Below are 26525 nucleotides of genomic sequence, written 5' to 3' on the forward strand. Positions count from 1 at the left end.
TCTATTACGACGTTTTTTCTATGCTAAACTGATACGAGAAACAAACATGATAAAGCTCCTCTACCTCTTCTTTTGTTGGTACTCTCGGATTATTTTGCGGGCTGCCGCTTGCCATTGCATCTTCCGCCATTTTACTGACAGCTGCTTCAAAATTCTTCTGATCGATTCCCCAGCCTTGTAAATTAGGAACATCTAACTCATAGCACAGTTTTTTTACTTCATAAACCGTCAGATCTGCAGCTTCCTCTTTAGAAAGCCTATCTGCGTCCGCATCAAAAAATTTCGCTAAATCAGCTAATCGATTCACACAATCATCTCTGCTGAAATCAAGCACAGCAGGAAGAAGCATTGCATTAGAAATCCCATGCGGTACATGGAACAACGCTCCAATCGGTCTGGACATGCCATGCACTAAGCACACCGAGGCATTGGAAAAAGCCATCCCCGCCTGCATGGATCCAATAGACATTGCTTCCCGGGCAGCCACATTCTCTCCTTCGTTATAGGCCGTTCTTATATTCTTTACGATTTGTTCAATCGCCGATAAAGCCAGCGTGTCTGTCATGGACTGTGCTTTTTTCGAAATATAAGCCTCCACCGCATGACTTAAAGCATCAATCCCGGTAGCAGCTGTAACGGATTTAGGCGATGATATGCTTAGAACAGGGTCTACAATCGCTACATTCGGCATCAGTAATGGCTGCTTAATCATCATCTTGACATCATTCGTTGTATCAGTGATTACGGTAACATCTGTTGCTTCTGAACCTGTTCCGGCTGTAGTCGGCACTGCTATATGCGGAAGCGGCTGCTGCTCTATTTGTTTCTTTCCACCCATATACTCTCCAATATAAATCCCATTTACTGCAGCGACAGCTACTGCCTTGGCCGTATCAATACAGCTGCCTCCACCTACGGAAATAACGACATCACATTTTTCTTTTTTACATAATTCCAATGCCTCAGCAACATAAACATCTGTCGGCTCTGATTCAACCCCTAAATAGACAGCGCTTTCAATCCGTCCCTGCAAAAGGATATCTCTGCACTCGCTGACATAACCAAGCTTCTCCATGATACGGTCACTGATAATCAGCGCCTTCTGCCCTTTTTCCGATGCTTCCTTCCCTATCTTTTTAAAAGCATCTTTTCCATAATGAATAGTCTGTGGTGTACGAAACACATTACTCTCTCCCATAAGTATCTCTCCTTCTCTCTTTCTTTCACTTTTTAAATAGCAAAAATCATGCCAAATTTTTAGAGCGCTGCTGTAAGCGTTTTAAAACAAAAAGTGTAGCTAAACAGCTACACTTCACTGAAAAGTTGTAGTTATTCTGCTACACTATTTATCCAAACCATGCTTTTTCATTTTTTTATATAATGTCGTACGGTGCATCCCGAGTTCCTTCGCTGCCTTTGATTTGTTGCCTCTGTTCTCTTCCAGCGCTTTCATCAGAACTTCTTTTTCTTTATTCTTCACTTCCCGCTGGAAGACGTAAGGCGTCTCCAGCAGGTCAAAACGCTTCAAATAGTTTGGAAGATGGTCTACATCGATGGTATCGGATTCAACTAAAATAACTAACTTTTCCATTGTATTTATCAGCTCTCGGATATTTCCATACCAGGCATAATTCATAAAAACAGCCATTGCTTCAGGTGTTACTTCTTTATCCGGAACATCATATTTCTTACACAAACTCGATAAGTAATGAGAAATCAGTACCGGGATGTCTTTCGGACGCTCTCTTAACGGCGGTATCGGGATTTCAATAACGTTGATCCGATAATATAAATCCTCTCTAAAGGTTCCCTCCCGAACCATTTCTAACAAATTCTGATTTGTCGCTACAACGATTCTTGCCTCCAGCTTTTCTTTTTGAACTGCTCCTACCCGTTCAAATTCCTTTTCCTGCAGCACACGCAATAATTTTGTCTGCATCATCTCAGGCATTTCACCAATCTCATCTAAAAACAGTGTCCCTCCTTTAGCTAATGCTAACTTTCCCGGTTTCCCGCCTTTTCTCGCACCTGTAAAGGCACCATCTGCATAGCCAAATACTTCAGACTCAAAAAGCTGCTCCGGTATGGCGCCGCAGTTGACACTGATAAATGGACCATGTTGATAATAACTCAGCTCATGGATGCTTTTAGCGAACATTTCTTTCCCAGTTCCGCTTTCCCCTGTGATTAAAGCGGTTGCATCTGTTTTGGCAACTTTTCGGGTAATCCGCTTCACATCCGTTATCTGTTCACTGGATCCCTTAATTTTTTCAATCGATGCATGCTCTATTCTGTTCTCCTGCAAAGGCTGCTTCACTCTGTCTTTATTTACAGCTGTCTGCATCGTTTTTTCCAAAAACCGATCATAGATTTGATATAGCTCTGTTACGCCTTCAAAAATAAGCATCCCGATTGCGCCCACCAGCTTTTCTTCTCTCCATATCGGTATCCGGTGCACCACCATCGGCTGCCCTTGGATGTATTGGATAACTCCCCGCTCCGGCATTCCATTTCTGGCTGTATGATGCAGATTGGTATTCTCAATAATTTCCTGTACTGGTCGTCCGACAGCATCCTTCTGATCAATTCCAGTAAAACGGCTGTAGGCTTCATTAAACTCAATAATGATTCCTTCCTGATTAACAACAGCAACCCCTTCATAAGCGCTTTCAAGAATAACATCCAAAATTTCGGCAGTATGAGAGGTTTGACTCAGCTCGTTCATATAAAACGATAAACATTGCTGTATTTCTTTTCTTGTTAATACGCCTGTCAGCTGCTGCTTCTCATTAACTGCAAAAAAGTAAGTATACGGCATTTTATAAAAATCGATGATGAACTCATCGGCTCGAATAATCGAAAAATCCTCCTGTGATATATAATTCGCAATCGACGCTTCGTTTTCCCCATCCAGGTACGCTTTCAGGATTGCTTTGGACGTAATGATTCCAACCGGATTCATAGATTCCCCTACAACAGGAAGGAAATCGGCTGCCAAATTATGAAGAAGCGCTGCTGCAGCTTTTACAGTTTCATTTAAATAAATGATCTCCGGATTCCTTCTCATCCAATTGCCGGCTTGACCATTTTCTTCATTTAATAGCTCTTGTGAATTCATTTGCAGCATGTTATCTTCCTCCAAAAATATAATGCTAAATGCTTTGATTATATTATCTTGATTATGCTTCTACAACTGAGTATACCATAGTCTTATAAGAGAATTCATTTCAATTTCACCTGTGATAACCGTACAAATAATGTTTCGTATACGTTAAAAAACACAGCATCTATCGATGTAGAAATCACCATAGATACTGTGTTTACATGTTGAAATCTTCTTTATTTCACTGCCTTTCTCCTCCTGCATTCAATAATAAATCTATCTCACAGGCAATAAAATAATTAAAATATAAAAATCAACTATGCTATAGTTAAGTGTATTTGCTTCTAAGAAGTCTTTTTATCAATAACTGCTCCTTCCGAATAAATCACCCTTCCGCTTTTCAAAATCTCCTCTTTTAACTCTTCTGGAGCATCTTCATACTTAAATCAAATCCAAAAATAGCAATGTATCTAACTCCTCTTCTAAAGCAAATGTTAATTCCACCCATTCTTCCTTCGTCATATTTGGAGCAACAAATGCTAAATCAATATCAGATTTTAGTGTATAATCCCCAACAGCTCTTGATCCAAAAAGAATAATTTTATGAATGGTATTGATACGTTGACCAACATGAGTTAACTGATTTATGATTTTTTGCTCAATCATCGTAAAATCCACTCCCTCCTTCTTTATACTTTTCTTTTAGAAATTTAAAGGTCTCCTTCATTTCAGGGAAATAACCTGCAATATTTTCATAAATATCTCTTGCCTTCTTTTCATCATATACATGGGAGGTTTCATTTCTATCACGGAGCATTTGCAGCCAAGCTTGTTCATTTTGAATCCAATCTACTGCATATGCTTGTTTTAATGTCTCTCTGGGGGATTTTGCTTCAATCCCTTCTTCTTCAAGCATTCGTTTTAACGTTTTCCAATAAAGCTCAAACGCAGTCTTAAAACGTTGAATTGTTCCATCGATAAACAAGCTATTCTTTGCACCTTCATTTAGAGCATCTTCCAGTCTTCCGATTGCTTTCTCCAAGTTAGCTAAGCTCTGCAATGTCTTTCTTGCCGACATATATTATTGCTCCCTCTATATATTTAAACGCAACAAGTTTATTGTTATGTATTTTACTATAATGCACGCTATATGGGCAGACCGATGGTAATTCAAAATAGTTCGCAGAGTTAAATACTTTTTCATTAGGTCGTACTACTCTTTTAAAATATTCCCAAATATTTTATCAAAAGCATATAAAATATGTTCTATCTGATCAAATGTCTATTTGGTGAGTTGTTTTTCACGGATAGAATATCCTGCTAGCAGAGGCGGATCGTTTTGACTTTTGACTCCTGAGGAATCAGCACCATCTGAAGATTCACTTTTGCCAAGTGCTCTTCTTGGCAAAAGTTAGCTGAAGAGCGTGCCCCTAGGCAGACTAACATCGCAACGTCCTGGGGTTGCGATTACTCACCCCATCGAAAAGAGTTGTTGCAACGTCTGCACTAGTACGTCCTGGGACTGCGATTACTCGTCCCATCGAAAACATTTGTACGTCGGAAAGCAAAATGGTTCGCCACAGCGGTGCTTTACACTTCACCTTTTATTCTTTGTCAAGGGTGTTATCGAAGGAACGATCAACGCCTGTTTCTATAGAATTGAAATTACTTTTTAATGTGCGAAAGAATTACAAACAAAAAAAGCGGCACCTATTTGTTAATAATAGATGTTCGCTTTTTTGTATATGATATTTTATTTCACTGCCTTTCTTCTCTTAAAAACCTTCGCAATCAATGGATAACAAAGGGATAAAACAGTCAGCAAAGCAAGAACAATCGCAATCGGAGAAGCAAATAAAATATCCATTGGAGAATCATAAACAATCATTGCTCTCTGGAAATTTTGCTCCATATCTCCTCCAACAATCAAAGCAAGAATTAACGGTACAACAGGGTAATTCAGAATACGCATCAACAACCCAATAACACCGGCAATAATTAAAATATAAAAATCAATTGTACTGTATCCAAGCGTATATGCCCCTAAGAAGGAAAGAATAAGAACAATCGGATAAAGCACATTCGGCGGTGTTTTTAAGATTTTCACCAGCATACCGACCATTAAGATATTAATAATTACTAAGATAATGTTTCCAATAAACATACTGTTGATCAGCGTCCAAATCGTATCCGGACTATTTTCAAATAACAAAGGTCCCGGTGTGATTCCAATCATAACAAGTGCTCCCAGCATCACTGCTGTTGTCCCGGACCCAGGTATCCCCATGGTCAGCATCGGAATCAGCGAGCCGACAGCCGATGCACTGTTTGCGGATTCTGGTGCAACCAGTCCTTCTACAGCACCCTTGCCGAATTCATCTTTATTTTTGGATATTTGTTTTTCTGTACTATAAGATAACAAAGAAGCAATCGTTCCGCCAGAACCGGGAAGTACACCGAGGAAGAATCCGATCGGGCCGCTTCGGATAATCGGGGCAAGCGATCGCTTCCACTGCTCCTTCGTAAACCACTTGCTCCCGATGTCCTGCCCATTTGATTTTCCAGAGTATTGCGGTTTAAGTAAATTATAAAGCACTTCCCCTATGGCATAAATACCGATGATAATCACAATAAAATTAATACCATCTGTTAAATGCGGCAATCCAAAGGTGAAGCGGTGTACGCCGGATTGCAAATCCACTCCGATTGTACTGATACCCAATCCTAAAAACATGGTTAAAAAGCCTTTAATAATATTTCCTTGCGATAAGGTCACCACAGCAGATAAGGCAAATAGGAACAACAGCAAAAACTCAGCCGGCCCAAAATTTAATGCAAAATTTGCCAGCGGTATTGCTAAAAAGATAAATCCGAAGATTGCCATCACACCGCCAATCAGCGAAGCCATCGCAGCAATAGACATCGCCTGCCCTGCCAGTCCCTTCTTCGTCATCGGGTATCCGTCAAACGTAGCTGCAATCGAAGAACCATCTCCCGGCGTATTAATCAGAATAGAGCTGCGGGAGCCTCCAAATAAAGCTCCGTAGTAAATCGCTGCCATTAAAATCAATGCGCTGACCGGCTCCATTCCAAACGTTAATGGAATAAGCACTGCCACTCCTGTTGCCGCTCCAAGCCCCGGCAGAATACCGACAATTGTACCAAGAACTGCTCCAAGTAAAAGCCATAACAAATTAGCAGGCTGGAGCGCTGTCCATAATCCATCTAAAATAATATTTACATCCATTCTCGCACTCCTCCTCTAAGGCAGACTTATTTGCAGCAGCTCTGTGAAGCCATACCAGGTTGAAACAGAAACAACCAGTGTTACAACTACATTCAAGAGCCATTTCTTCATTCCGTTTAAATAAAACATAAGTGCTCCCATAAATAATATCGTTGCAATCAAATAACCGACATGTTCAAAAATAAGCGTATATATCACGCAAATTCCAATAATGATTGCAATTAATTTAAATGATTTCAGCTGGGCAATCAGCTCTAAATCTTTATTCTTCGCATATATTTGTTTACGTACATTGACTAAATCTGCGATAGAAAATACCAGCAATCCAGCACAAACAAATAAAGGAAAAAACTTTGGTCCATCCGGGTTGCCTAATGTTGCCGGATCTAATTGTATAATCATCGTGCCATAGATAACGCTGCCAATAATAAACATGACAGGCATGGCATACCGTATTGCTACCTGCATCCTATTTTCCCTCCTAAGGCGTTAAGCCAGAATCCTCTACTATACCTTCAAAAAATTCATTTTGATCTTGTAAAAATTCCTTTGTTTCTTCACTGTTCATATAGAATTCTTCCAAATTATTATTCTCTAAATCTGTTTGCCATTCTTCTGTTTCTACCATTTCACTCAAATAAAGGTCCCAGGAAGCAATTTCCTCCTCACTCATTCCCGGAGGGCCCATGATTCCGCGCCAATGCGGAAATTCCATATCAATACCCTGCTCTTTCCAGGTTGGTATATCCGGAAATGCGTCTAGTCTTTCTGGCGATGTAACAGCTAATATATCCACTTCTCCTGCTAAATATTGTTCGGACAGGTCAGATAACGAATTGCTGGTGACATCGATGTGTCCGCCAAGTAATGCATTCATAATATCGCCGCCGCTGCTGTAAACAAGGAACTGTAATTCTGTCGGATCAATGCCGTATTCAATCACAGCTTGGACAAAGGCCAGATGATTCCCGCTTCCTAAAGATGGACTGACACCAATCACCAGCGACTTTGGATCTTCCTTCAACTGCTCCAATAACTCTGTACCGCTGTCAATCCCTGCATCTTCCCGGACTGCCACAGCAAGCCATTCCGTAGATAACATGGCTAATGGCGTAAATTCTTCATGGGTTAATTCTGTCTGACCAAGCAATGGACCTGTAATTAATAGACTGGAATTTAATGCAGCAAAATGCGCATCCTGCTGCATCAAATATTGCCAGCCTACTTCCCCGCCGCCTCCAGGCTTGTTCACTACTGTAATATCCTCTTCTACGGTCCCGTCCGCATTCATCGCCCGCTGTGCAGAACGCGCTGTCCTGTCCCATCCGCCGCCCGGACTTGCCGGAGCAATAATCTCTATGTTTTTTTCAGGAAAGGTCCCTTTCCCTTCACTGGTATTCTCTGAACATCCTGCCAGAAGAATACAGCCAATAAATAATAAGCATAAACGCTTCATGTCAACACCTCTCAAAATAAATAATTAAGTAAACGCTTTCAATGATAGGGTAATTATTGCAAACCCAAAGAGGAAAAACAATATTTCGAATTTTATTCACTTAACATTCTTTAATGCCTTTTCGTCCTTTTTATCCATTAAGTGAAAAAAAGAGAATAAAAAAACACCCTGATACCAGGATGTTTTGAGGTTTTACTGTAAAATATATCTTCTTTCCGGCCGGCCGATAACCCCATAATTTAAAATGGTAGTAGCTTCTTCGTCAGATACGATATGCTCCAAATATCGTCTGGCCGTTGTTCTTGAAATCCCGACCAGCTGGCACATCTTATCGATGGTTACCCCTTCTGGATGCTCCCTTAACGCTGCTTTTACTTTTTCTAATGTAATGGAATCAATCCCTGTCGGCAAAGGCATATTTGTCCCTTTTTCTTCTATGCTTCGCTGGTATCCCCCTGTCAAAAAATAATCGGTATCGTTCGCTTTAAATTCTCCCGTTTCTTCAAACCATATCCGATCCTTTACATATTGTTTTACCGTATTTGTAAAATCATCCACCGTCACTGGTTTAATTAAGTACTGGTATACGCCATAACGTTTTGCCAGCTGCAAATGCTGCCGGTCTGTAGATGCAGAGACCATAATAATATCCAGATCCGGAGAATGCATTCGCAGGTAATGAAGCAATTCTGTCCCTAATATATCAGGAAAATAAATATCAAGGATGATCAGATCTACTTTCTCTTTTTCTATCAGCTCCTTGAGTTCTTTGCCATTCAGCGCTCTGCCAACAACTGTGATCTCTGAAAAAGCCTGCAGATACTTTTCATGCAATAAAGCTACCCGATAATCATCTTCTGCAATAACCACATTCATTTTTTCACCTCTTCTCCTTTTGGTAAATAGATAGAAAACACAGTTCCACCTTCAGCTGGGGAAGTCACTTCCATCTCTCCACAATACTTTTTCACCGCTTCATAGACATGAAACAGACCATAGCCTCTATTTTCCCCTTTGCTGGAATATCCTCTGGTAAAAATCTGCCCAGTCTGTTCTTTCGTCATTCCCGGCCCTGTATCTTCTATATCTATCACAATATCACTTCCAACATCAGTAACCATCACGGTGATTCTCTGTTCCTCCGATTCTAGTACAGCATCCATGGCGTTATCTAATAAATTGCCAAGCATGATAGCCATATCTGCAGCAGCTATTTTCGTTTTATCCAAATGACTTGCTTCTTCTATGATAAGTGCTATTTTTTTCTCAGCCGCCTTCGCTAGTTTCCCTAATAAAATTGCCTGCGCTCCAGGGTCTTTAATGTTCTTTAACATTGGGAATGCTTGTCGCTTATCAGCGGTTTCTTCTTGAATCACTTTTAACGCTTCCTCATATTGCTCAAGCTGGATTAACCCCAACAGCACATACATCTTATTTTTAAATTCATGTGTCTGGGCACGCAGGCTATCTGCATAGCCCTCTATCTGCATCACTGTTTCTTGAAGCTGCTTCATATCTGTTTTATCTCGAAAACTGCAAATCGCACCGACAATCTGTTTATTTTCATATAAAGGAATGCAATTCGTAATAAATGTTTTCCCTTGGTAGACTTTTTCCTCATCATAGCTCGGCTTTCCAGAGAAAAGCGTCTCCGGCAGGCCAAGCAGTTGAATCGACTGCCGGAGCTCCATCGATGAATCTAGTAATGCCTTCGCAGAGGGATTAATCAAGGAAATCGCTTGCTTATCATCAATCACAATAATCCCTTCTTTTACTGCGTTTAACATGGCCTCCCGCTCACGGAACATTTCTGCGATAACTGCAGGCTCAATGCCCAGCGTATCCTCCTGAATACTTCTGGCTAAAAACAACGCTCCGCCAACGCAAAGAATCATCCCAATGGATGCCACGATAACTAATCTTGTGAGCTTACTTACTATGATAGCGTTGATCGATTCTTCCAAATACTCGACTGTAACCGCACCGATAATTCTTTCCCCGCCATTGGCATCCACCTCTTCATAGATTGGTGCAGTGGTCATAATAGCAGGTCCAAGCGCCCCTTCCCCAGACTCTGTCACATAAGAGCCATATAACAGCGTCTGGTCAAATTGCTCTGTTTCTTCCGTTATACCGATGTGGTTTTCATCTGGATGGATAATATATTCTCCGTCTCGTGTAACTACGGTCACAACCGGATTTTCTGCCTGCAGCCGCACACGGTCAATAATTCCCTGTAATTCGTCATGGTCACTGCTGCTGACAGCTTCCTCCAAAGCCGGCATAAAGGCCAGTCCATTAGCCGTCTGTCTGGATAATTGCTTGTATGTATCCTGGGCATTGCCAATCTCAAAATAAGCAAACACAGAAATAAATAATAAAATAAGAAAAGTAGATAAAGTCAGAAATATAAAGACAATCCGCTTTCGAATCGTCATATTTTTAATCAAAGAAAACATTTATACCTCCTTTTCTATTGATCCATGAGACTATTTCGTTTTATGTAATGGCATTATCAGTTTATCGGAAATCTGGTGTTGGGGCAAGAGAACTAGATTCGTTGTAGCCCTGTTTCTATATACAATATGGATTATCTCTTTTGTTCTTGTCACATGAAAGAAAACCCTTACAAACAAAATACACATAGTAGGTTTATAACATCTCCTCAATTTAACTAGAACTTTTTCTCACAATTTCTTCTCTTTTTATGATATATTGTTCTTTATTCTAAAATATTTCACACACCCTTAGAAAAACCTATCACGAGGAGAGACAAGAATGACAACCATCTTATTTAAAAATGCCAAGGTGTTTACCGGCAAAAATACGGATTTTGAAGGGATTGACTTTGCTGTAGATACAGAAGCAGGCCAATTTATCAACAAAGAAACAGCAAACGCAGATGAAACGATCGACTTAAAAGGGAAATATGTCATGCCCGGCTTAATCAACGCCCACACGCATATTATCTTAGATCCTTTCTTCAAAATCGGCGGCCTTTCTTCGGTCAATGCATCTCAGACGGGAGCCGTCGTAAACACGTATATTGCAATTGATAACCTGAATAAACTTTTAAAACACGGCGTTACGTATATACGTGATGTTGGTTCTTCTGACAACATTGATTTACAGTTATCTAAATTAGAAAAAGAAAATAAAATAACAGCCCCTGGAATTATCGGATCCGGTCCTGCCATCGTAATGACAGGCGGGCATGGCGTAGAACTCGGATGGGAGTCGGACGGCGTAGATGAGATTCGTAAACATGCCCGCACCAATATTAAAAATGGAGCACGAAATATTAAAGTCATGGCAACCGGCGGCGTCAGTATGGATGGGGAAACACCTAATGATGTTCAGCTTAGCGTCGAGGAAATGCGTGCTGCGGTGGACGAGGCACATCATAAAGGCTATACTGCCTGTGCACATGCTCAAGGAACAGAAGGAATCAAAAACGCCATCCGTGCTGGAGTAGATTCGATTGAACATGGGATTTATTTAGATGATGAAGCCATCCAGATGATGCTGGATAATGATACTTATCTTGTTCCAACCTTAATGGCACCTTGGGCAATCAATCAACATCCGGAAAAACTGCCTGATTTTATGGTAAAAAAATCACTTGCTGTTCAAGAAGCACATATTGAAAGTATTGGCAAAGCAGCGAAGGCTGGAATTAAAATCGCAATGGGGACAGACTCCGGAACTGCTTATAATGACTTTGAGAAAGGGCCCTCTCAAGAGCTTGAACAGATGGTCGATGCTGGTTTAACACCATTGCAGGCATTACAATCAGCTTCTATCAATGCAGCAGAACTGTTGAAAATAAATGATTATGCAGGCTCTATTGAGACAGGCAAGCTTGCTGATTTTATTATTATTGAAGAAAATCCATTGGAGGATATCAAAGCTGTCCAAGCGGATAAAATTGTTTATAAAAAAGGGAAGAAAGTAGAATAACTCTACAGAAAACAACTGGACTTGCAAAGGTAAGATATATCTTGCAAGTCCAGTTGTTTATATTCACCACACTTTTTTTACGTTTTCCAAATCAGTTAAACTGATAAAGCTCTTTTGCATTGGAGGCGGACAAATGCGATTATGCATTTTTATTTGTTTATTTATTTTCTTAATATCCTTTTCAGTTTGAGCTTCCTGCACAAATACACTGATTTCCTTTTGCAGCTTCAACCATGGCGGTAAATAGCCTGCATCCTTCGCTATTTTTTGAAAATGCTGGAACGTATCCTTTTCCATATAATCCTTCGTTAGCGGTTTTCCCTTTCCCGGCAAATTCTTTTCATAGCTATAATCGTTCTCTTTAATCATATCTCCAATTAAATCATTGTATTTCCTTTCCAAATAAATCCCCCCTGCTCTTATTTGTTTAAGCAATCCAATGAACCATTAAGATCAAGTGAATTTAAATAATACTTCTACTTTTCAGTATACTGTTTAATTATATATCGCGCTATTAATCTTCTTTATTATAAAAAAATGAAACGTGCTATGCTTTCTTAACAACTATCTCCACATAAAAAAGCTGCCCCATAAAGTAAAATACCTCATGGAGCAGCCAGACTGCATTGCAGTAACATCTATTGTGACATTTTTTTCTTTTCGGAGAAGAGCTTCCCTCTTTCCAGCCATTTTTGTTTGGCTTCTTTCCTTCGCTTTACTTCTGCTTTTACAAGCTTTGGATAAGTATCTTCAGCAAAGTCCTGGACGCTGTCCCAATCTGAAAAGAAAAGAACCTTCATATCTCTGGAACCATCCTCATTACGGCGTTTATTCAGGCAAACGCCAAAAATCCGGTTCGATTCCTCAATCATCTGTTTAAATAAAAGGGGATGTTTTTCCTGATCTCTGTACAGTTCTTCCATCATTCCCATATAATGCGAATCGTAATGATGGAACGGCATTTCGGAATCAATGCTTTTACTGCTGCGATAAACTTTACGGTTGTTTGCGTAAATCCATATTAAAGTACCATAATCCAGATTTTCCTTTGTACTTACGATAACTTTTTTCATGTTTGTCATCCTGTCTAGAGGAAAATTTAGCATGGTAAATATCATTCTTAAAATCTCCGTTTATTAAATAATGCTACCTCTACTCTTTAGTATACACTACTTTCACTTTAAAAGCTTGAAAACTTCGAAGAACCTACTTTGAAAACTCCATATTCCAGCTGTAGTAGTCATTTTCTTTATTCTTTTCATAGCTTAAATAAGCATTGAATTTCTTTCCTTTTTTACTTGTCAGACCTTTCACAAAGACTTTCTTATCCTTCAACAGTTTTTTCACCATGGTTTTCGTCGGCTTCTTCCGCATCGAAGCTAAATATTTATCATTTTTCCAAATGGCAAATGTACAGCCCTGCTTCCGGTTGCTGCAGTTAAAGGCTTTATAGCCATCTATTACCTTGCCTCCGCACTGCGGACAGGTTCCCACTACTTCATTGGTTGCCCGTGTCTGCGTTACCTTATTGATAATAACGTCCTCTCCATGCTTGATTGTTTCAACGGATTCTGATGTAAAATGAAAAACGAGCCGGAGAAATTCCTGCTTGCCCGCTTTTCCTTTTTGAATATCCGATAAGGCTTTTTCAAGACGTCCGGTGAACTCTAAATCAAATAAATCTTTTACAGGAAAAGTGGTAACCAGCCGTTTACCAAGCTCTGTACAAAGCAAATGCTTACTTTCCGTTGTAATATAGCCTATATCCTTCAACTTTTTAATGGTTTCAGCTCTTGTTGCAGCAGTGCCAATACTAAAACCGGTCAAAATACTGCCCATCAGCTCCTCGCTTTCATCCTCCTGGTAGCTTTTCCCGCATGTTTCCATGACACGCAGCAAGGTTCTTTCAGTATGATGCTTCGGCGGCTTGGTAACATGGGAAGTGACCTCAGAATCGCTCACCTGGACACGCTCCTGCTTCTCCACCGATGGCAGCAGGGTATCCTTAGATTGGATATTCTCTACCTTTTTCCATCCTTCTACCAGCTGTACCTTCCCTTTTGAATGGAAAACACCAGATAAATCCACATCCAGAATTTTGGTAGTCAGCTTTGTCTCTTCATATTCTGCTATCGGCATAAATTGCATAATAAAGCGGTTTTTGATGGCTGTGTAGACAATTCCTTCATCTGCCGAGAGCCGTTTAGGCTTCATATAAGTGGGAATGATTGCGCTGTGACTTTCCACTTTTGCGTTATTAAAGACACGCTTTGTTTTCATAAACTTCATTTCATCCTTATAAGGAAGCTCTTCGGAATGCACCTTTAAGACATGGGCTGTTTTTCCAACCAGGCTTTCTTCTAAGGCAGTACTCGCAGTTCGCGGATAGGTAATCAGTTTTTTCTCATAAAGTGACTGAGCCACCTTTAATACCTTATCAGATGTCCATCCCTTGAACTTATTCGTTATAAACCCTTGCAAATTGGATAAATTGAATAGAAACGGCGGAAATTCCTTTTTCTTTTCCACCTGCTTATCGGTAATTATGGCTTGTTTGTTCTGAATCGCTTCGTTAATTGGCTCCAATAACTCTTTTTTCTTAAATTTATCCTCTTTGTTTTCGACATAAGTCCCTTCGTATTCGTGGTTAGCCGCCGTTTGAAAGGTTGCAGTCAGTTTAAAATAATCCTCTGGCTTAAAATTTTCAATCTCTTGATCGCGGTCATAGATTATTTTTAGAGTTGGGAGTAGCACCCGGCCTATATTTAACGCTTTGCTTTTACCCTGCTGATATTTTAACGTTGCCACGGATGTCAGGTTAATACCGATAACCCAATCTGCCCATTGTCTGCTGATTCCCGCATCGCGCAACGGCTTCATCCTATCGTTTGATTGGAGATTTTCCAGGCCTTGCAGTACTTCATTTTGCGTCCATTCATTTAAAAGCAGGCGATATACAGCTGCCTTTGGCTTCACCCCGCCCCGATAGATGATACTGTCTGCAATCAGCTGTCCTTCCCGGTCATAATCACATGCTGAAATAATTTCGTCCACATCATTCCGCTTCATTAAAGCATGAATCGTTTTTAACTGTTTTGCAGCTCCGCCATCTGTCTGCGCCCGATTTCTTGGATTGCTTTTCACTTTATATTTAAATTCAGAAGGGATAAAAGGAAAATTATCCATTTTCCAGCTTCGCATTTTCCCATCATAGTCCTTTGCATCATACAGCTCGACAAGATGGCCAAATGCCCAGGTAATCACATAGCGCTCCCCTTCAAAATAGCCGTCTTTCTTCGATTTTATATTTAATGCATCTGCAATATTTTTTGCGACAGATGGTTTCTCTGCTAAGATTAATCGGACTCCCATTTCGAATTCATCGCCTTTCCTTAAAAGCCATATCAGCTGGTTTTTCGCTATCATTTTTTTATATTAGAAACATTCGTTCGATATCTTATTATGCCATAGATTTCACTTTTTTTCTAATAGATACCTAAAACCGCAGTTTATCATTCGTGCTCGCTTATAATTTATCGTTATATGGTTAAACTAGCTTCATTGGTGATTGTAATTACCATATTTACTTACAGGAGGTGCCCCCATGTCTGAGCAAAATAAAAATCGCAACAAGGATAAAGGAAAGCAAAATAATCGCAATAAACACAATAAGACAGGCAATGATACAGAGTTTGCGAGTGAAAATAGTGAATTTCTGAACTTAGACAATAAGAAAAACAAACGAAAAAGGTAGCATCTTTACGAAAGGGCTGAGTGACCAGTTGACTCAGCTTTTTTGTTGCCTAGTTGTAAAACCGCTTCCCTTTTTTCATATTTATATGGAAATGTTTGTTGCTATCCATTATACTAAAAACAGACGAGGGTCAAAGAAGCCCTGTCCGCTTTATATCTTCATCATTTCCCTGCCTGAAAACATCTTCTTTAAAAATTCCTTCACAGCCTGATTCCATTTTTTATCGCTTCTGCTGCCACTGTATTTTTCTTCAAAACAAAGCCCGTACCTGGTTAAAATCCTGCGTATTTCTTTCTAGTGCAAATATTTCTTTTTATGCTCCTGTCGCCAAACCCGTTCCCAATAGTTTTTACAATTCTATATGTCCATTTACTTTGACTATCGAAGTTTTACAACCCGGCTAGAATACTTTATGATTAATTTAACATACTTACCTATTTATTGAATTGAAATTACACAAAAGGAAGGAAAGTCTAAAAATGAAAAAACATATAAAATTCTCCTGCTACAGTCTTCTGCTGCCTCTCATTTTTTTGCTTATTGCCTGTTCAGACAATACAAATAATGAAGATAACTCTGGTTCTGCCACAGATAAAACTACTGAAGAACCGGGTACAGCAGACGATGAAGACTTACCGGATGGAGAGGAATCAGAAGACCCTTCAGAATCAGATAACTCATCGGAAGATTCCTCCGAAAATGACTCTGATGATCAGTCAAGTGATGAAGCAGAAACAGATGCTTCGGAAGATAGCTCTGTTGAAGAGGAAGAAAGTAACGATAGTTCTTCGGAAGACGAAGAAGCGGGGAACGATCAGGCATTATCGGACTATTCTTCCGAAGAAATTGAGTATGCCCGCGTCTGGCTGCAGCTTGGGCCAAATCAAGATATCGATGAACTATACGTCGAACATATTCCAGCCGGCACCCCGCTTGATCCCAACGATGAAGAAAATGATATCAGCTACCCGGAAGAGGTGATTCAGGTCTCCGGTTCCCGTATCGCAGATGGCATGATTACGTATAGCGGAAATGGAGACGGTACCATTAATGTATATGACATTCCATATGGAAATCGCTGGTACGGAGGAATGCCTCGTCCGGATGATGTTGATTTAGAAGAGGTAAAGGAAGATATGCGAGAGATGATTGAAAATACCGAGACGGTCACCATTGAGCCTGGTGAAGAGGAAGATGTTATAGCTATTATTGAAAAAATGTATATTATTGATTAAGACGATTGGGGATTCTTGCAGAAAGCCTGATTGAATATAATATCGATTAAAGATAAGGCGGCTGGAAAGTATCTATTCCAGCCGCCTTATCTTTTATTTACACGTTAGGAAAGCATAAAATTTTAACGAAGAAGAATTTCAATGTAGTAAAAATTTTTAGGTACCAAGTCGGTTTTGATGGGGCGAGTAATCGCAGTCCCAGCCCCAACTAAGGCATTCGTTATCCTTTATTGAAAAAATCCTGCTAAATATTGATCCTGCGCGATAACGACATAGCTGCCATCAGGATTTTGCATCACATGAACAGTAAGCTCTACAGGAGGCAGGAGCGTATCGATGGCATTATATTTTTCAATCAACAGCTCGATGGTTTTCGAATCAACTTCTTCACGTGTAATGTCACCATTTTCAATAAGCTCAAGCAATTCCTGGTCTACTTCCTGATAAATGGACGTATCACTGATTCCTTCTATGGAAACCGTAACCATAATACTATCTGCCGATTCCGCCTGTGCTTCAACAATCTCATAATCCGCAGTAGACAATGCATACATCACAGCATCCGCTAATTCGATAATTTCTTGTTCTGTCACATTGGTCCCTTGCATATTTCGTTCCGTGTTTTGGATATATATATCCTTGAACATATCCCGCTGTGTCTCAGCTTCTGTTGTTTTCTCTTCTTCCGAATAAGTGTCTGGCAAACGCTCGATAGAGGCTTCCGCATCCTGGAAGACCGTCGCCTGAATAAGTGCATCCAAATAATCCGATGCTCCTGTTTCCAGTGTTTCCCTCTCTTCCTCGCTTATATCTGTTGTTTCCGCATCTGCGGGCTCTGTATCCTCTGCTGTCACAGTGACTGCCGGAATTTCAATTGGTTCAGCATCATTATGATTAGAGTATGTATACAAATAATTCTGATCATTCGTCAAATCATGAAACGTATACGTAAATTCCTGTTCCATTTCCTGCAGATGATGGGTCTCTTTTTCAATAACCATTTCAAGTGTGAATTTATCAATGTCAAAATCGGCGGGGTCAAAATCCACTCTTTCCGAGCCCTCGGTAATTCGGAGTGTTTGTTCCGCGATTCCTCTGCCTAACTCTTCGATATCTGTTTCATCCCCATTGTATGTAAGGACATAATCTTCATCTCTTGCTTCCATATCAAATTTGTTATGAATATCCGGGTCTATGGATACGAAAAAGGCAAATGGCATTTTCATCCTGCCTAATTGATTATTAAAGATATGTTCGAGTTCCTCCTGATCAGCGGTTGTTGTTGCAAAGCTCTCCATGACCTCCCCTTCAGCAGTTTCCATCAAAAAGTCACTATTGTCTCTATACAGAGCAAAGTTCCCCAGGTTGTAATAATCGATATCCTTTTCAAAGTCAAACACGCCATTCCCCGATAACGTTTCGCCTTCGATATTTTCTTCAAACTTCACGTCTAACGAGGTCATATCCTGCTCCAACTGCTCCATTTCCTCCAAAACCTCTGCAGCCTCAGGCTCGGAGCACCCGGCTAAAAATAAAATAATAATGAATCCAGCTCCAAAGATATAATTTTTCAAAATAAAGCTCCCTCTCCCTTCTTTTTTAATGTAAACGTTATACATATATTATACGGAGAGAACAACTGGTTGACTAGAGAGAAAGAGAAAAAAAGGTATAAATGCCCATTTAACATGCCACAGTACAAAATACTGTGGCAGCACCCATGTTATATACTTTTTTAAAGAAAACCCGGGAAATCATTCTATGAAAATCTGTGAATTGCCCCTAGTCGCCCTGCGATTATTTATTCCATGCGATTTATGACCACTTCTTGAATAATACAACAAGCTGAAATTTATTATCCTCCAGCTTAGCGTCTATCTGACCACCTAATTTCATAACCAATTGCCTGACAATATGTAAGCCTAATCCTAGCTGTCCGCCAGCTCTGCTGCTGTCCATCCGATACGACCGGTCAAAAATCCGATGGAGTTCCGTTTTGTCATCCAATACGGTGATATCATTTTCTGCTTCCAGCCTGACACATTCCTCTTCTTCTGCCAGCCTGATGGTAAAATAACTTTCCGCATATCGTAACGCATTTTGAACAATATTACTGATAATCCGATGGACTGCTTTTTCATCTGCTAAAATGGGGGGTACAGCCGTCTCGTCTATTTCTATCTGCAGCTTATTTTTCTCAAAATCATGGTAAAACAGCAGCATCGTATCCACTACCAGCTGATTCAAAGATACCTGCTGGATACTGAATTTCTGGTCCGAAGATTCTATTTGGGAAAGCTCATAAAACTGATCCACCATCATCGTTAAATGATCAATTTTCTTTTGAATAATAGCCAAAAAATCTTTTTTTTCTGCATCCGACAAAGAGGGATCTGCCATCAATTCAGAAAATCCTTTTATTGATGTTAACGGCGTTCTTAAATCATGTGAGAGATTGGTGATTTCCTGCTTTAATGCTTCTTCTCTCCTTTGCTTACGCTGTTGATCCTGCTTAAATAGATGAATTAACTGATTGATATTTTCAATAAACCGGAGCAAACCTCTGCTGTGTGTATTTGTACGGATTAGTTCGTTTGTGCCAAAGTTCTCATTAATGCCTTTGAGCTGACTGGTTATCCTTCTGATATCCCAATAAAGTAACAGCAGCATGCTGATACAAACGACTAATAATATACTCAATATAACAATAATCAACCAGCTGCTCACTGTCACCCCTCCTCCTTAATCCATATCCTGTTTCGTAAATCTGCCCGCTCCTATCCACAAAGCAATGATGCTAATGACAGCACCGGTCACCCAATAACGATAATCCAATTGTACAGATTGATTCATAAAGTGCATTAAATTATCCGTCAATAACGCACCTGGAGCAAATGTATATAACTCATTTAATCCATTCACCTGACGGAAAATAAGGCGCAACACATCATCGAAAAAAATATAGATAACTGCGACAATAATGATATTATATATATCAGCGATTTTCAGCATTTTTAATGCATGTATCAAAATAAAACCGCTGAGCACAATCGGCAGCATATTAAAGCTTGCAATGAAGAAATTGCTGACTACTCCTTGGTCCTCCGCAAAAAGACTCTGCCCTAATCCTATCATCAGAAGTAAACCTGCTGCACAAACCAACAAAAAATAACCTAGCGTCACAAGCAATTTTGACCAGAAGATGACGCTTCGAGAGATACCGAAAGAAATTGCCTGTTTTGTCAGCATAATATCCTTACCAGTCAATATGCTATTATACAAATAAGAGATAATAATTATTTGTATCCCCATACCAATGACATTCGAATAGAAAAAGCTGCTTGTGCCGTAACGGAAATCTGCATCTACACTGCTAAAAAAATATAAACAAAATGCAGCACCTGTAATTAGGAGAAAAAAGATAGCAGTAGTGAGATATAAGCTTTTCCTATGCAATATACGGTAGTTTTCACTTTTCAAATAGTTAATCATTTTTCGCCACCCCCCTCCACTAAACCTAAGAAATATTCCTCTAAATTCAGTGCTTCTAGCCGGAATTCCATCACCAATACATCATTTTTGATTAAAAGGCGGTTTATTTCTCCAGCCTTCTCAATGTGGTTTTGTATCGTGATAACCTGGTCAGGAAGGGATTTATATTGGATATCCTCATAAGTGCGTTCTAATAGCTGTGCTGTCTTGGCTGTGTCATCCACCTTTAAATGGATTTGTTTCCTGCTTTTTTCATCCAGAAGCTGCTTGCTTACATCCTCGACAATCACCCCGTTTTTGATAAATACAAACCGCGTTGCCAACAGCTGCAATTCCGTTAAAATATGGCTGGAAATCAAGATGGTTATTTGCTTTTCTTGATTTAACCGGATCAATAACCTGCGAATTTCCGTAATACCTTCCGCATCTAAACCATTAATTGGTTCATCAAGCACTAAACAATCCGGGCTGCTTAAAAGAGAAAGCGCGATTCCCAGCCGCTGCTTCATCCCCATAGAGTATTCTCTAAATTTTTTCTTCTTTTGATTGGCCAGCCCGACAATTTCCAATACGTCATATATCCGCTTCTTTTCCGCAACTCCCCTTTGAATCCGGAAGTACTCCAGGTTTTGAATTGCTGTAAAATCCGGGAAAAAGACCGGCGTCTCTATCATAAATCCCATTCTTTTTTTCGCCTGCATCATTTCTTTGCCGGACTTACCAAACAAGTAAATTTCTCCCGTTGTCGGCGTTAACTGCCCTGCAAGCATTTTAAAAATAGTCGATTTACCAGCACCATTTTTACCAATTAAGGCACAAATCTCTCCTTTTCCTACAGAAAAATCAAGCGGTTTAATGACTTCTTCCTGCTTAAATTTCTTAGTTAATGTATACGTCTGAATAACAGCACTCATTTTCTCGGCTCCTTCACTCTATTTTCTTGTTTCCAGTTTAGCGCAAGAGCCATTAAAATCCTTTAAGCAAATCATAAAGAATTCATAAAGAAAGACAGAACAGAATCAAACCAGCATGAACCCGACACCCCAAATGGTTCTGATATACTCTTCAGGTGTGACTTCAGCCATTTTTCTGCGCAGATTGGAGATATGGACACTAATGGTATTATCATCCCCGACATACGTGCCTTTCCAAATTTTTTCGTAAATCTCTCTTTTAGAAAAAGCATGCTCCGGATGACTCATAAATAAGAACAAAATATCAAACTCCGCATTGGTTACCTGCAATGATTTGTTCTCTAGTGTGACAGACAGCTTTTCAGGAAAGATAGTCAGACCACGCCATACCTTTTCGTCTTTTTGTGAGGGCTGGCCAATCGATTTTCGCAGCTGAACCTCTACACGGGCTTCTACTTCTTTCTGGTGAAATGGCTTGGTTATATAATCATCGGCTCCCATTTTCAAGACTTGGACTTTATCCTCTATTCCAACCTTTGCGGAAATCACAATAATGGGGATTGCGCTTTCCTCTCTGACCTGGGTAATAAATTCTTCGCCGCTTATCCCCGGCAGCATCAAATCTAATAAAATCAAATCGAATGGATTGCTTTTCAGCTGCAGCAGACCTTCTGTCCCTGAATAAGCAGAAACTGGCGCCATCCCCATTTTTGTTAAAATTACCTGCAGCAGTTTGCTGATTTCCTGATCATCTTCAATAATTAAAATTCGTTTCTCTTCATTCACGTTTACCACTCACTTTTGTATGATTGCTATTACTTTATTATAATAATCACTCTTTTGTCGTTTGAAAAGTGCACCTGTCTAAATCTTCACCAAAACAAATAAAGGAGTGCATAGGAAATTTAAAATGCATACTCCTTTATATAGAAAAAATAATCAATTAATAACCTGTTACAGCATTCTTTAATATAGGCATGTTTTCTGTGTTTAAATGCTTCCCCTCCACACATAAAACAGTCATCTGAGAATCTGTTCCTGCAGCATGAAGCGCTCCTTTTTCCCAAAATGCTGCTTTACCGGCAGTCAGAGGGATTTTGTTCTCCTCCTCGCCGCAGACCCAGCCTTCTCCAGATACAATCATGAAAAGCTGATCCGCCTGTGCTTCGTGGAAAGGAATGTTATCCTCTATTCTTAAATACATATAACTCATTCTTATATCATCGGCATCAAATAAAAGACGATGCGCAGTAAATTTCGTTGTCTCTGAATCCATCGATACACCGGATTCTTGCTCAAACGAAATAATCTTCAAATGAACCAGCCCCCTATTCTGATTAAATCGCAAAACCTATTCCGCTTCATAACGAATCATCGTCCACATCCCAATATCTTTAAAGCCCATTCGTTTATAAATGCTTCCAGCCGCAGGGTTATCATAAAAAAGACAAAGCGACTTCCCCTCTGCTAATAATGCAGTGCATAATTTCTCCATACACTTCGTTGCATAGCCTTGACGCTCATACCCTGGGCGCGTACAAACAGCAACGATCATGGCAGAATGGGAATTTTCAGCGGTCGTCGATGCAGATGCAACCATCGTCCCTTCCTCATCACGAATAAAATAGGTGCGTCCTGTCTTATTTTTCTCTGCATGCTCCCTCGATTCAACAGTTATATTACTTGCTGCAAATTCCGGAATAGACTCCAGCATTTTGATGTTCTCTTCATAATCAACAGGCTGCAAATATTCTACCTGCTCAGCTTGTTCTAAAGTCGTTGTGTAGCTTAATTCTTCACAAGCTGCATAATACATTTCTCTATGTACATGAATGACTTTATCCATGTGTTTAAGCAAAGGGGTGACAGCCAGTTTCAGACCACTCACATTGCACCGCTGTTTATAGTCGTTAATCCTCTCCGCAAACCCTTTTACATCATACTCCCCTTCACTGTAAATAATGAAATTCTCACGATAGCGCAGGAGAACAGCGATTAAATCTTCCTGTTTCCATTCTCCCCAGACATCTTGAATATCTGAGTCATAGCCAAACGCTTCAATGTCTCCAATAATAAACAAATTTTCTGCAGCCTTAGGCTCAACTAACTCCATTACTTTTACATGATCCTCTTTTGTCAGTTTTCGTATCATCCTGCTTCCTCCAATAGACGTCAATAGTAGCTTCTAATTTTACATTCTTTCAGGTAAGACATTCATTCCTTCTCTTACTCCTCATCGCATTCCCATCAATCAGAAACATGAATCAATATTTTCCCGGTACTCTTCCTGCTGCTGATAAAATCATGTGCTTCCGCTATTTTTTCAAGAAGAAACACTGCACCGACTTTTATTTCTAATTTTCCGCTCCTTATCAATTCAAGGACATTTTGAGATACGGCTTCCAATGTCTCCGGCCTTTCTTTTCTAGTGGTACCTAAGCTGAATCCCAGTACAGACCGGCAGCTCGCATGCACGTCCTTTGTATTAAAATTTCCAATGCCGCCTGATGAATTCCCAAAATGAACCAGCCTGCCAAAATGAGATAAAACCTTCATACTTCTTTCTGTTATCTCTCCAGCCTGCGAATCAAAAATAATATCTACACCTTTACCATCTGTTGTTTCTTTTATTTTTTCATCAAAATCCGTATATGTATAAACATCATCCGCTCCTAATTCAAGCGGCACGCTGCTTTTTTCAAGGCTGCTGACCGTACCAATAATTCGTTTGGCCCCGAGCAATTTGACCATCTGAATAATCGTTGAACCGACACCACCGGCCGACGAATGGACTAAAACCGTATCATCTGGAGTTATTTGCGCTAAATCATGTGTTAACTTATAAGATAAAAATCCGACAGTCGGGCATGCTGCAGCCATTTTAAAATCTAATTCATCTGGAATTTTAAAAGTAAGTAACTCCGAGGCCAGGACATATTCCGCATAGGCGCCCCCTTTTGGAAAGCATATAACGCGGTCACCAGGCTTGACACTTTCTACAGATGCTCCAACCTTCTCGACTGCTCCAGCGGCATCTAAACCTAAAATCATCGGGAAATTCGCCTTCGCTTTACTGCCATTTCTGTTCTTAATATCAGCATAATTCACGCTGGTATAAATTACTTTAATTAAAATTTCATCGGGTTGAGGTTCTGGCTTTGGTATTTCTTTGAATTGCAGCACGTCTGATCCGCCAAATTCATTCATCACAACCGCTTTCATCTTATTTCCTCCTTTTTTATGTCAGCTCTTTCTTAAACAGAACGCGATCATTGCCAAACCCATCATAATTTGCTTTTACTGCTGCACCATCTACTGTTTTGTCTCCTCGCTCGATCACAAAGCCCATTTTTTGATGAAACGCAATCGATGTTTTATTTACGGGAGAAGTGATGGAGCGGATGATTTTCCGATCAGCCATTTTAACTTTGGTGAAAAATTTCTCATAAAGTGTTTTTCCAATGTCTTTCTTCCTGTAATCCGGGTGTACACCGACAAAATGAATATATGCTTCATCTGACTGATCTTGAGATAAAAATCCAATTAAAAAACCTATTATCTCGTCATCTTCTTCTGCGATAAAGCTGGTATTCTTAAAATGTTGAAAAAATAATTTAGGCAGCATTCCTGCCATATCACGCCCGCCCCACCAGTCGTTTATCTGCGGAATCAGGACATCATAATCCGAACTTTGTAAACTGCGAATTTCCATTCTACATTCTCCCTTTTATTTGAAACGATGTACTATCATTCGTATAAATTCTTTTATTTACCATGATAAAACAGCTGAATATTCTTATTGTTATTACTAATATATCAAAAAATTATAATGATTTCTTTCTTTGTTTGAATAATTTTTCACGCCCGTATGTTAACCTTGATTTAAATTAGGTTGACAAAGAGAGGAGCGTTTTTTTGTTCAAATCGTTTAAAAATCAATTCATCCTTTCGTCAGTTGTTTCAATATTATTCATCATAAACACTTACTTACTTTTTAATTTTACTTATCAAATCAGTGACATAATGGCAAATTTATTTTTGTTCATCACCTTAGCTTCCGTTTTCAATACTGGTTTATTAGCTCAAAAGTATTTTCATTCAAAACAATCTTCTCTAAATGATTCATAGTACGTATTCAAAAAAGTTCGACAAAAAGGAGATTTGGAAAGCCCACCTCTCCAAATCTCCTTTTTCTCATATCCCTTATTTCCACACATCTTCAGCAATTCGCACAACATGCCGGATTTTTTCCCATTGCTGTTCCTCACTCAATAAATTTCCTTCCTCTGTAGAAGCAAACCCGCATTGAGGACTCAGGCAAAGCTGATTCAACGGTACATAGCCCGCCGCTTCTGTAATTCTTTCTTTAACAGCTTCCGGATCTTCCAGCTCGCTGAACTTAGACGTGATAAGACCCAGCACAATAAATAAATCATCACGGTTCACATGACGCAAGGGTTCAAATCCGCCCGAGCGGTCATCATCAAACTCCAGGAAAAGACCATCCACCTGTAGGCCGCCAAAAATCGTTTCTGACACCGCCTCGTAACCGCCGCTTGACATATAGGTAGATTGGAAATTTCCCCGGCAAATATGCATTGTTACCAGCATATCATCTGGTCTGTTCGCAATCGATTCATTGATTGCTCTCGCACATAATTCAGCTGTTTTCTCTGGATTTCTTCCTTTTTCAATCAACGAATTTCTGCCCTTCTCTGAGAAAAAGGTTGCCCAGGACGTATCATCCAGCTGTAAGTAGCGGCAGCCTTCATCGTATAATGCCTGAATCACCCCTTGATAAGCAGCAACCAGGTCATCAATAATGGCTTCATCATTTTCATAAATTCCTTCTTCAAACTCCGCCCGGAAAAAGAGCATGTTCGGGCTCGGAATCGCAAATTTTGCAACCGCATCTCCAGCAATACCATGCAGGAATTTATAATGCTCAATCATATAATGATTACTAAAACCAATTTTACCGGTTACCTTAATGCCTCTTTTTTTCGTTTCCACACCAGTGAATTGCAAGCCTTGTTCCGCGCTATAGCCTTCCACGCCATCTAAGCCTTCCAGAAAATCAAAATGCCACCAGGCACGGCGAAACTCCCCATCCGTCACGGATTGAAGTCCTGCTTCTTTCTGCTGTTCTACCAGTTTGATAATTTCCTCATCTTCCATTTGACGCAATTGTTCTGAGCTGATTTCCCCTTTTGCCTTTTGTGCACGCGCCTCTTTTAAACGCTGAGGACGAAGAAAACTCCCTACATGATCTGCTCTGAATGGAGCCCGTGTATTTTTTGTCTCTGCTGATATTGCCATCGAATACCCCTTCCTCTTTATCTGCTATATTCATTCTATATTCCA

General features: G+C 39.9%; 25 protein-coding genes. 3 read left to right on the top strand and 22 right to left on the bottom strand.

What is annotated here, in order from left to right:
• Window positions 1-4: 4 nt before the first annotated feature.
• From ACW0TQ_RS18220 to ACW0TQ_RS18260, 9 genes are all read right to left on the bottom strand, one after another.
• Window positions 5-1198 (bottom strand): iron-containing alcohol dehydrogenase, encoded by a 1194-nt coding sequence (locus ACW0TQ_RS18220; protein ID WP_193064154.1) that lies wholly within the window; start codon window positions 1196-1198, stop codon window positions 5-7.
• Between the two features lie 144 nt (window positions 1199-1342).
• Window positions 1343-3127 (bottom strand): sigma-54-dependent Fis family transcriptional regulator, encoded by a 1785-nt coding sequence (locus tag ACW0TQ_RS18225; RefSeq protein ID WP_042533552.1) that lies wholly within the window; start codon window positions 3125-3127, stop codon window positions 1343-1345.
• Between the two features lie 417 nt (window positions 3128-3544).
• On the bottom strand, window positions 3545-3781 hold the full coding sequence (locus ACW0TQ_RS18230; RefSeq protein WP_341172876.1) for a nucleotidyltransferase domain-containing protein: 237 nt from the start codon (window positions 3779-3781) through the stop codon (window positions 3545-3547).
• Window positions 3762-4181 (bottom strand): nucleotidyltransferase substrate binding protein, encoded by a 420-nt coding sequence (locus ACW0TQ_RS18235; RefSeq protein ID WP_042533551.1) that lies wholly within the window; start codon window positions 4179-4181, stop codon window positions 3762-3764. The genes ACW0TQ_RS18230 and ACW0TQ_RS18235 overlap by 20 nt, the downstream gene beginning before the upstream one ends.
• Before the next feature lie 675 nt (window positions 4182-4856).
• A complete protein-coding gene (locus tag ACW0TQ_RS18240; protein ID WP_042533550.1) occupies window positions 4857-6350 on the bottom strand; it encodes a tripartite tricarboxylate transporter permease in 1494 nt (497 codons plus the stop codon).
• A 15-nt stretch (window positions 6351-6365) separates the two neighbouring features.
• Window positions 6366-6818, bottom strand: coding sequence for a tripartite tricarboxylate transporter TctB family protein (locus ACW0TQ_RS18245; RefSeq protein WP_042533549.1), 453 nt, complete (start codon window positions 6816-6818; stop codon window positions 6366-6368).
• A gap of 13 nt (window positions 6819-6831) precedes the next feature.
• Complete coding sequence (locus ACW0TQ_RS18250; RefSeq protein ID WP_042533548.1) at window positions 6832-7806, bottom strand: tripartite tricarboxylate transporter substrate binding protein; 975 nt, start codon at window positions 7804-7806, stop codon at window positions 6832-6834.
• A gap of 192 nt (window positions 7807-7998) precedes the next feature.
• On the bottom strand, window positions 7999-8682 hold the full coding sequence (locus tag ACW0TQ_RS18255) for a response regulator transcription factor (RefSeq protein ID WP_042533547.1): 684 nt from the start codon (window positions 8680-8682) through the stop codon (window positions 7999-8001).
• Window positions 8679-10265, bottom strand: coding sequence for an ATP-binding protein (locus ACW0TQ_RS18260; RefSeq protein WP_052485038.1), 1587 nt, complete (start codon window positions 10263-10265; stop codon window positions 8679-8681). The genes ACW0TQ_RS18255 and ACW0TQ_RS18260 overlap by 4 nt, the downstream gene beginning before the upstream one ends.
• Before the next feature lie 319 nt (window positions 10266-10584).
• On the opposite strand from ACW0TQ_RS18260, the gene ACW0TQ_RS18265 reads away from it, so the two are divergent.
• Window positions 10585-11766 (top strand): metal-dependent hydrolase family protein, encoded by a 1182-nt coding sequence (locus ACW0TQ_RS18265; RefSeq protein ID WP_042533546.1) that lies wholly within the window; start codon window positions 10585-10587, stop codon window positions 11764-11766.
• A gap of 63 nt (window positions 11767-11829) precedes the next feature.
• Here ACW0TQ_RS18265 and ACW0TQ_RS18270 read toward each other — a convergent pair whose 3' ends face one another.
• The 3 genes from ACW0TQ_RS18270 to ACW0TQ_RS18280 form a co-directional block, all read right to left on the bottom strand.
• The gene (locus ACW0TQ_RS18270) at window positions 11830-12168 is read right to left on the bottom strand and encodes a DnaJ family domain-containing protein (RefSeq protein ID WP_455725887.1); all 339 of its coding nucleotides are present in this window, start codon (window positions 12166-12168) and stop codon (window positions 11830-11832) included.
• A 236-nt stretch (window positions 12169-12404) separates the two neighbouring features.
• A complete protein-coding gene (locus ACW0TQ_RS18275) occupies window positions 12405-12839 on the bottom strand; it encodes a hypothetical protein (protein WP_042533545.1) in 435 nt (144 codons plus the stop codon).
• 133 nt (window positions 12840-12972) lie between these two features.
• Complete coding sequence (locus tag ACW0TQ_RS18280) at window positions 12973-15138, bottom strand: DNA topoisomerase (RefSeq protein ID WP_368901772.1); 2166 nt, start codon at window positions 15136-15138, stop codon at window positions 12973-12975.
• 232 nt (window positions 15139-15370) lie between these two features.
• On the opposite strand from ACW0TQ_RS18280, the gene ACW0TQ_RS18285 reads away from it, so the two are divergent.
• Both ACW0TQ_RS18285 and ACW0TQ_RS18290 read left to right on the top strand, forming a co-directional pair.
• Window positions 15371-15520: a hypothetical protein gene (locus ACW0TQ_RS18285; protein ID WP_175297047.1), complete on the top strand. Its 150-nt coding sequence runs from the start codon at window positions 15371-15373 to the stop codon at window positions 15518-15520.
• Between the two features lie 479 nt (window positions 15521-15999).
• Window positions 16000-16755, top strand: coding sequence for a hypothetical protein (locus tag ACW0TQ_RS18290; protein ID WP_042533543.1), 756 nt, complete (start codon window positions 16000-16002; stop codon window positions 16753-16755).
• A 227-nt stretch (window positions 16756-16982) separates the two neighbouring features.
• Here ACW0TQ_RS18290 and ACW0TQ_RS18295 read toward each other — a convergent pair whose 3' ends face one another.
• The 10 genes from ACW0TQ_RS18295 to ACW0TQ_RS18340 form a co-directional block, all read right to left on the bottom strand.
• Window positions 16983-18329: a DUF6612 family protein gene (locus ACW0TQ_RS18295; protein ID WP_368901773.1), complete on the bottom strand. Its 1347-nt coding sequence runs from the start codon at window positions 18327-18329 to the stop codon at window positions 16983-16985.
• Window positions 18330-18570: 241 nt separating this feature from the next.
• Window positions 18571-19482: a sensor histidine kinase gene (locus ACW0TQ_RS18300; protein WP_042533541.1), complete on the bottom strand. Its 912-nt coding sequence runs from the start codon at window positions 19480-19482 to the stop codon at window positions 18571-18573.
• Between the two features lie 15 nt (window positions 19483-19497).
• Window positions 19498-20247, bottom strand: a complete 750-nt coding sequence (locus tag ACW0TQ_RS18305) for an ABC transporter permease (RefSeq protein WP_212929375.1) — start codon at window positions 20245-20247, stop codon at window positions 19498-19500.
• Window positions 20244-21161: an ATP-binding cassette domain-containing protein gene (locus ACW0TQ_RS18310; protein ID WP_212929374.1), complete on the bottom strand. Its 918-nt coding sequence runs from the start codon at window positions 21159-21161 to the stop codon at window positions 20244-20246. Before ACW0TQ_RS18310 ends, ACW0TQ_RS18305 begins: the two co-directional genes overlap by 4 nt.
• A gap of 105 nt (window positions 21162-21266) precedes the next feature.
• Window positions 21267-21947 (bottom strand): response regulator transcription factor, encoded by a 681-nt coding sequence (locus tag ACW0TQ_RS18315; protein WP_042533538.1) that lies wholly within the window; start codon window positions 21945-21947, stop codon window positions 21267-21269.
• A gap of 157 nt (window positions 21948-22104) precedes the next feature.
• Window positions 22105-22476 carry a cupin domain-containing protein gene (locus tag ACW0TQ_RS18320; protein WP_042533537.1) on the bottom strand — a complete coding sequence of 124 codons (372 nt, stop codon included), beginning with the start codon at window positions 22474-22476 and terminating at the stop codon, window positions 22105-22107.
• Between the two features lie 36 nt (window positions 22477-22512).
• Entirely contained in the window at window positions 22513-23313 is an 801-nt protein-coding gene (locus tag ACW0TQ_RS18325; protein WP_368901774.1) for a GNAT family N-acetyltransferase, read from the bottom strand.
• Between the two features lie 95 nt (window positions 23314-23408).
• Window positions 23409-24383, bottom strand: a complete 975-nt coding sequence (locus ACW0TQ_RS18330) for a zinc-binding dehydrogenase (protein ID WP_368901775.1) — start codon at window positions 24381-24383, stop codon at window positions 23409-23411.
• Window positions 24384-24399: 16 nt separating this feature from the next.
• Complete coding sequence (locus ACW0TQ_RS18335; protein ID WP_042533535.1) at window positions 24400-24873, bottom strand: GNAT family N-acetyltransferase; 474 nt, start codon at window positions 24871-24873, stop codon at window positions 24400-24402.
• 491 nt (window positions 24874-25364) lie between these two features.
• Window positions 25365-26480, bottom strand: coding sequence for a 5-methyltetrahydropteroyltriglutamate--homocysteine S-methyltransferase (locus tag ACW0TQ_RS18340; RefSeq protein WP_042533534.1), 1116 nt, complete (start codon window positions 26478-26480; stop codon window positions 25365-25367).
• Window positions 26481-26525 lie beyond the last annotated feature (45 nt).

Source organism: Oceanobacillus sp. M60, assembly GCF_053839645.1.

What these genes read in the sequence shown, in the direction of transcription:
- ACW0TQ_RS18220 (WP_193064154.1), bottom strand. Translation starts at nt 1,198, where the DNA reads ATGGGAGAGAGTAATGTGTTTCGTACACCACAGACTATTCATTATGGA.
- ACW0TQ_RS18225 (WP_042533552.1), bottom strand. Translation starts at nt 3,127, where the DNA reads ATGCTGCAAATGAATTCACAAGAGCTATTAAATGAAGAAAATGGTCAA.
- ACW0TQ_RS18235 (WP_042533551.1), bottom strand. Translation starts at nt 4,181, where the DNA reads ATGTCGGCAAGAAAGACATTGCAGAGCTTAGCTAACTTGGAGAAAGCA.
- ACW0TQ_RS18240 (WP_042533550.1), bottom strand. Translation starts at nt 6,350, where the DNA reads ATGGATGTAAATATTATTTTAGATGGATTATGGACAGCGCTCCAGCCT.
- ACW0TQ_RS18245 (WP_042533549.1), bottom strand. Translation starts at nt 6,818, where the DNA reads ATGCAGGTAGCAATACGGTATGCCATGCCTGTCATGTTTATTATTGGC.
- ACW0TQ_RS18250 (WP_042533548.1), bottom strand. Translation starts at nt 7,806, where the DNA reads ATGAAGCGTTTATGCTTATTATTTATTGGCTGTATTCTTCTGGCAGGA.
- ACW0TQ_RS18255 (WP_042533547.1), bottom strand. Translation starts at nt 8,682, where the DNA reads ATGAATGTGGTTATTGCAGAAGATGATTATCGGGTAGCTTTATTGCAT.
- ACW0TQ_RS18260 (WP_052485038.1), bottom strand. Translation starts at nt 10,265, where the DNA reads ATGTTTTCTTTGATTAAAAATATGACGATTCGAAAGCGGATTGTCTTT.
- ACW0TQ_RS18265 (WP_042533546.1), top strand. Translation starts at nt 10,585, where the DNA reads ATGACAACCATCTTATTTAAAAATGCCAAGGTGTTTACCGGCAAAAAT.
- ACW0TQ_RS18275 (WP_042533545.1), bottom strand. Translation starts at nt 12,839, where the DNA reads ATGAAAAAAGTTATCGTAAGTACAAAGGAAAATCTGGATTATGGTACT.
- ACW0TQ_RS18280 (WP_368901772.1), bottom strand. Translation starts at nt 15,138, where the DNA reads ATGGGAGTCCGATTAATCTTAGCAGAGAAACCATCTGTCGCAAAAAAT.
- ACW0TQ_RS18285 (WP_175297047.1), top strand. Translation starts at nt 15,371, where the DNA reads ATGTCTGAGCAAAATAAAAATCGCAACAAGGATAAAGGAAAGCAAAAT.
- ACW0TQ_RS18290 (WP_042533543.1), top strand. Translation starts at nt 16,000, where the DNA reads ATGAAAAAACATATAAAATTCTCCTGCTACAGTCTTCTGCTGCCTCTC.
- ACW0TQ_RS18305 (WP_212929375.1), bottom strand. Translation starts at nt 20,247, where the DNA reads ATGATTAACTATTTGAAAAGTGAAAACTACCGTATATTGCATAGGAAA.
- ACW0TQ_RS18310 (WP_212929374.1), bottom strand. Translation starts at nt 21,161, where the DNA reads ATGAGTGCTGTTATTCAGACGTATACATTAACTAAGAAATTTAAGCAG.
- ACW0TQ_RS18325 (WP_368901774.1), bottom strand. Translation starts at nt 23,313, where the DNA reads ATGATACGAAAACTGACAAAAGAGGATCATGTAAAAGTAATGGAGTTA.
- ACW0TQ_RS18330 (WP_368901775.1), bottom strand. Translation starts at nt 24,383, where the DNA reads ATGAAAGCGGTTGTGATGAATGAATTTGGCGGATCAGACGTGCTGCAA.
- ACW0TQ_RS18335 (WP_042533535.1), bottom strand. Translation starts at nt 24,873, where the DNA reads ATGGAAATTCGCAGTTTACAAAGTTCGGATTATGATGTCCTGATTCCG.
- ACW0TQ_RS18340 (WP_042533534.1), bottom strand. Translation starts at nt 26,480, where the DNA reads ATGGCAATATCAGCAGAGACAAAAAATACACGGGCTCCATTCAGAGCA.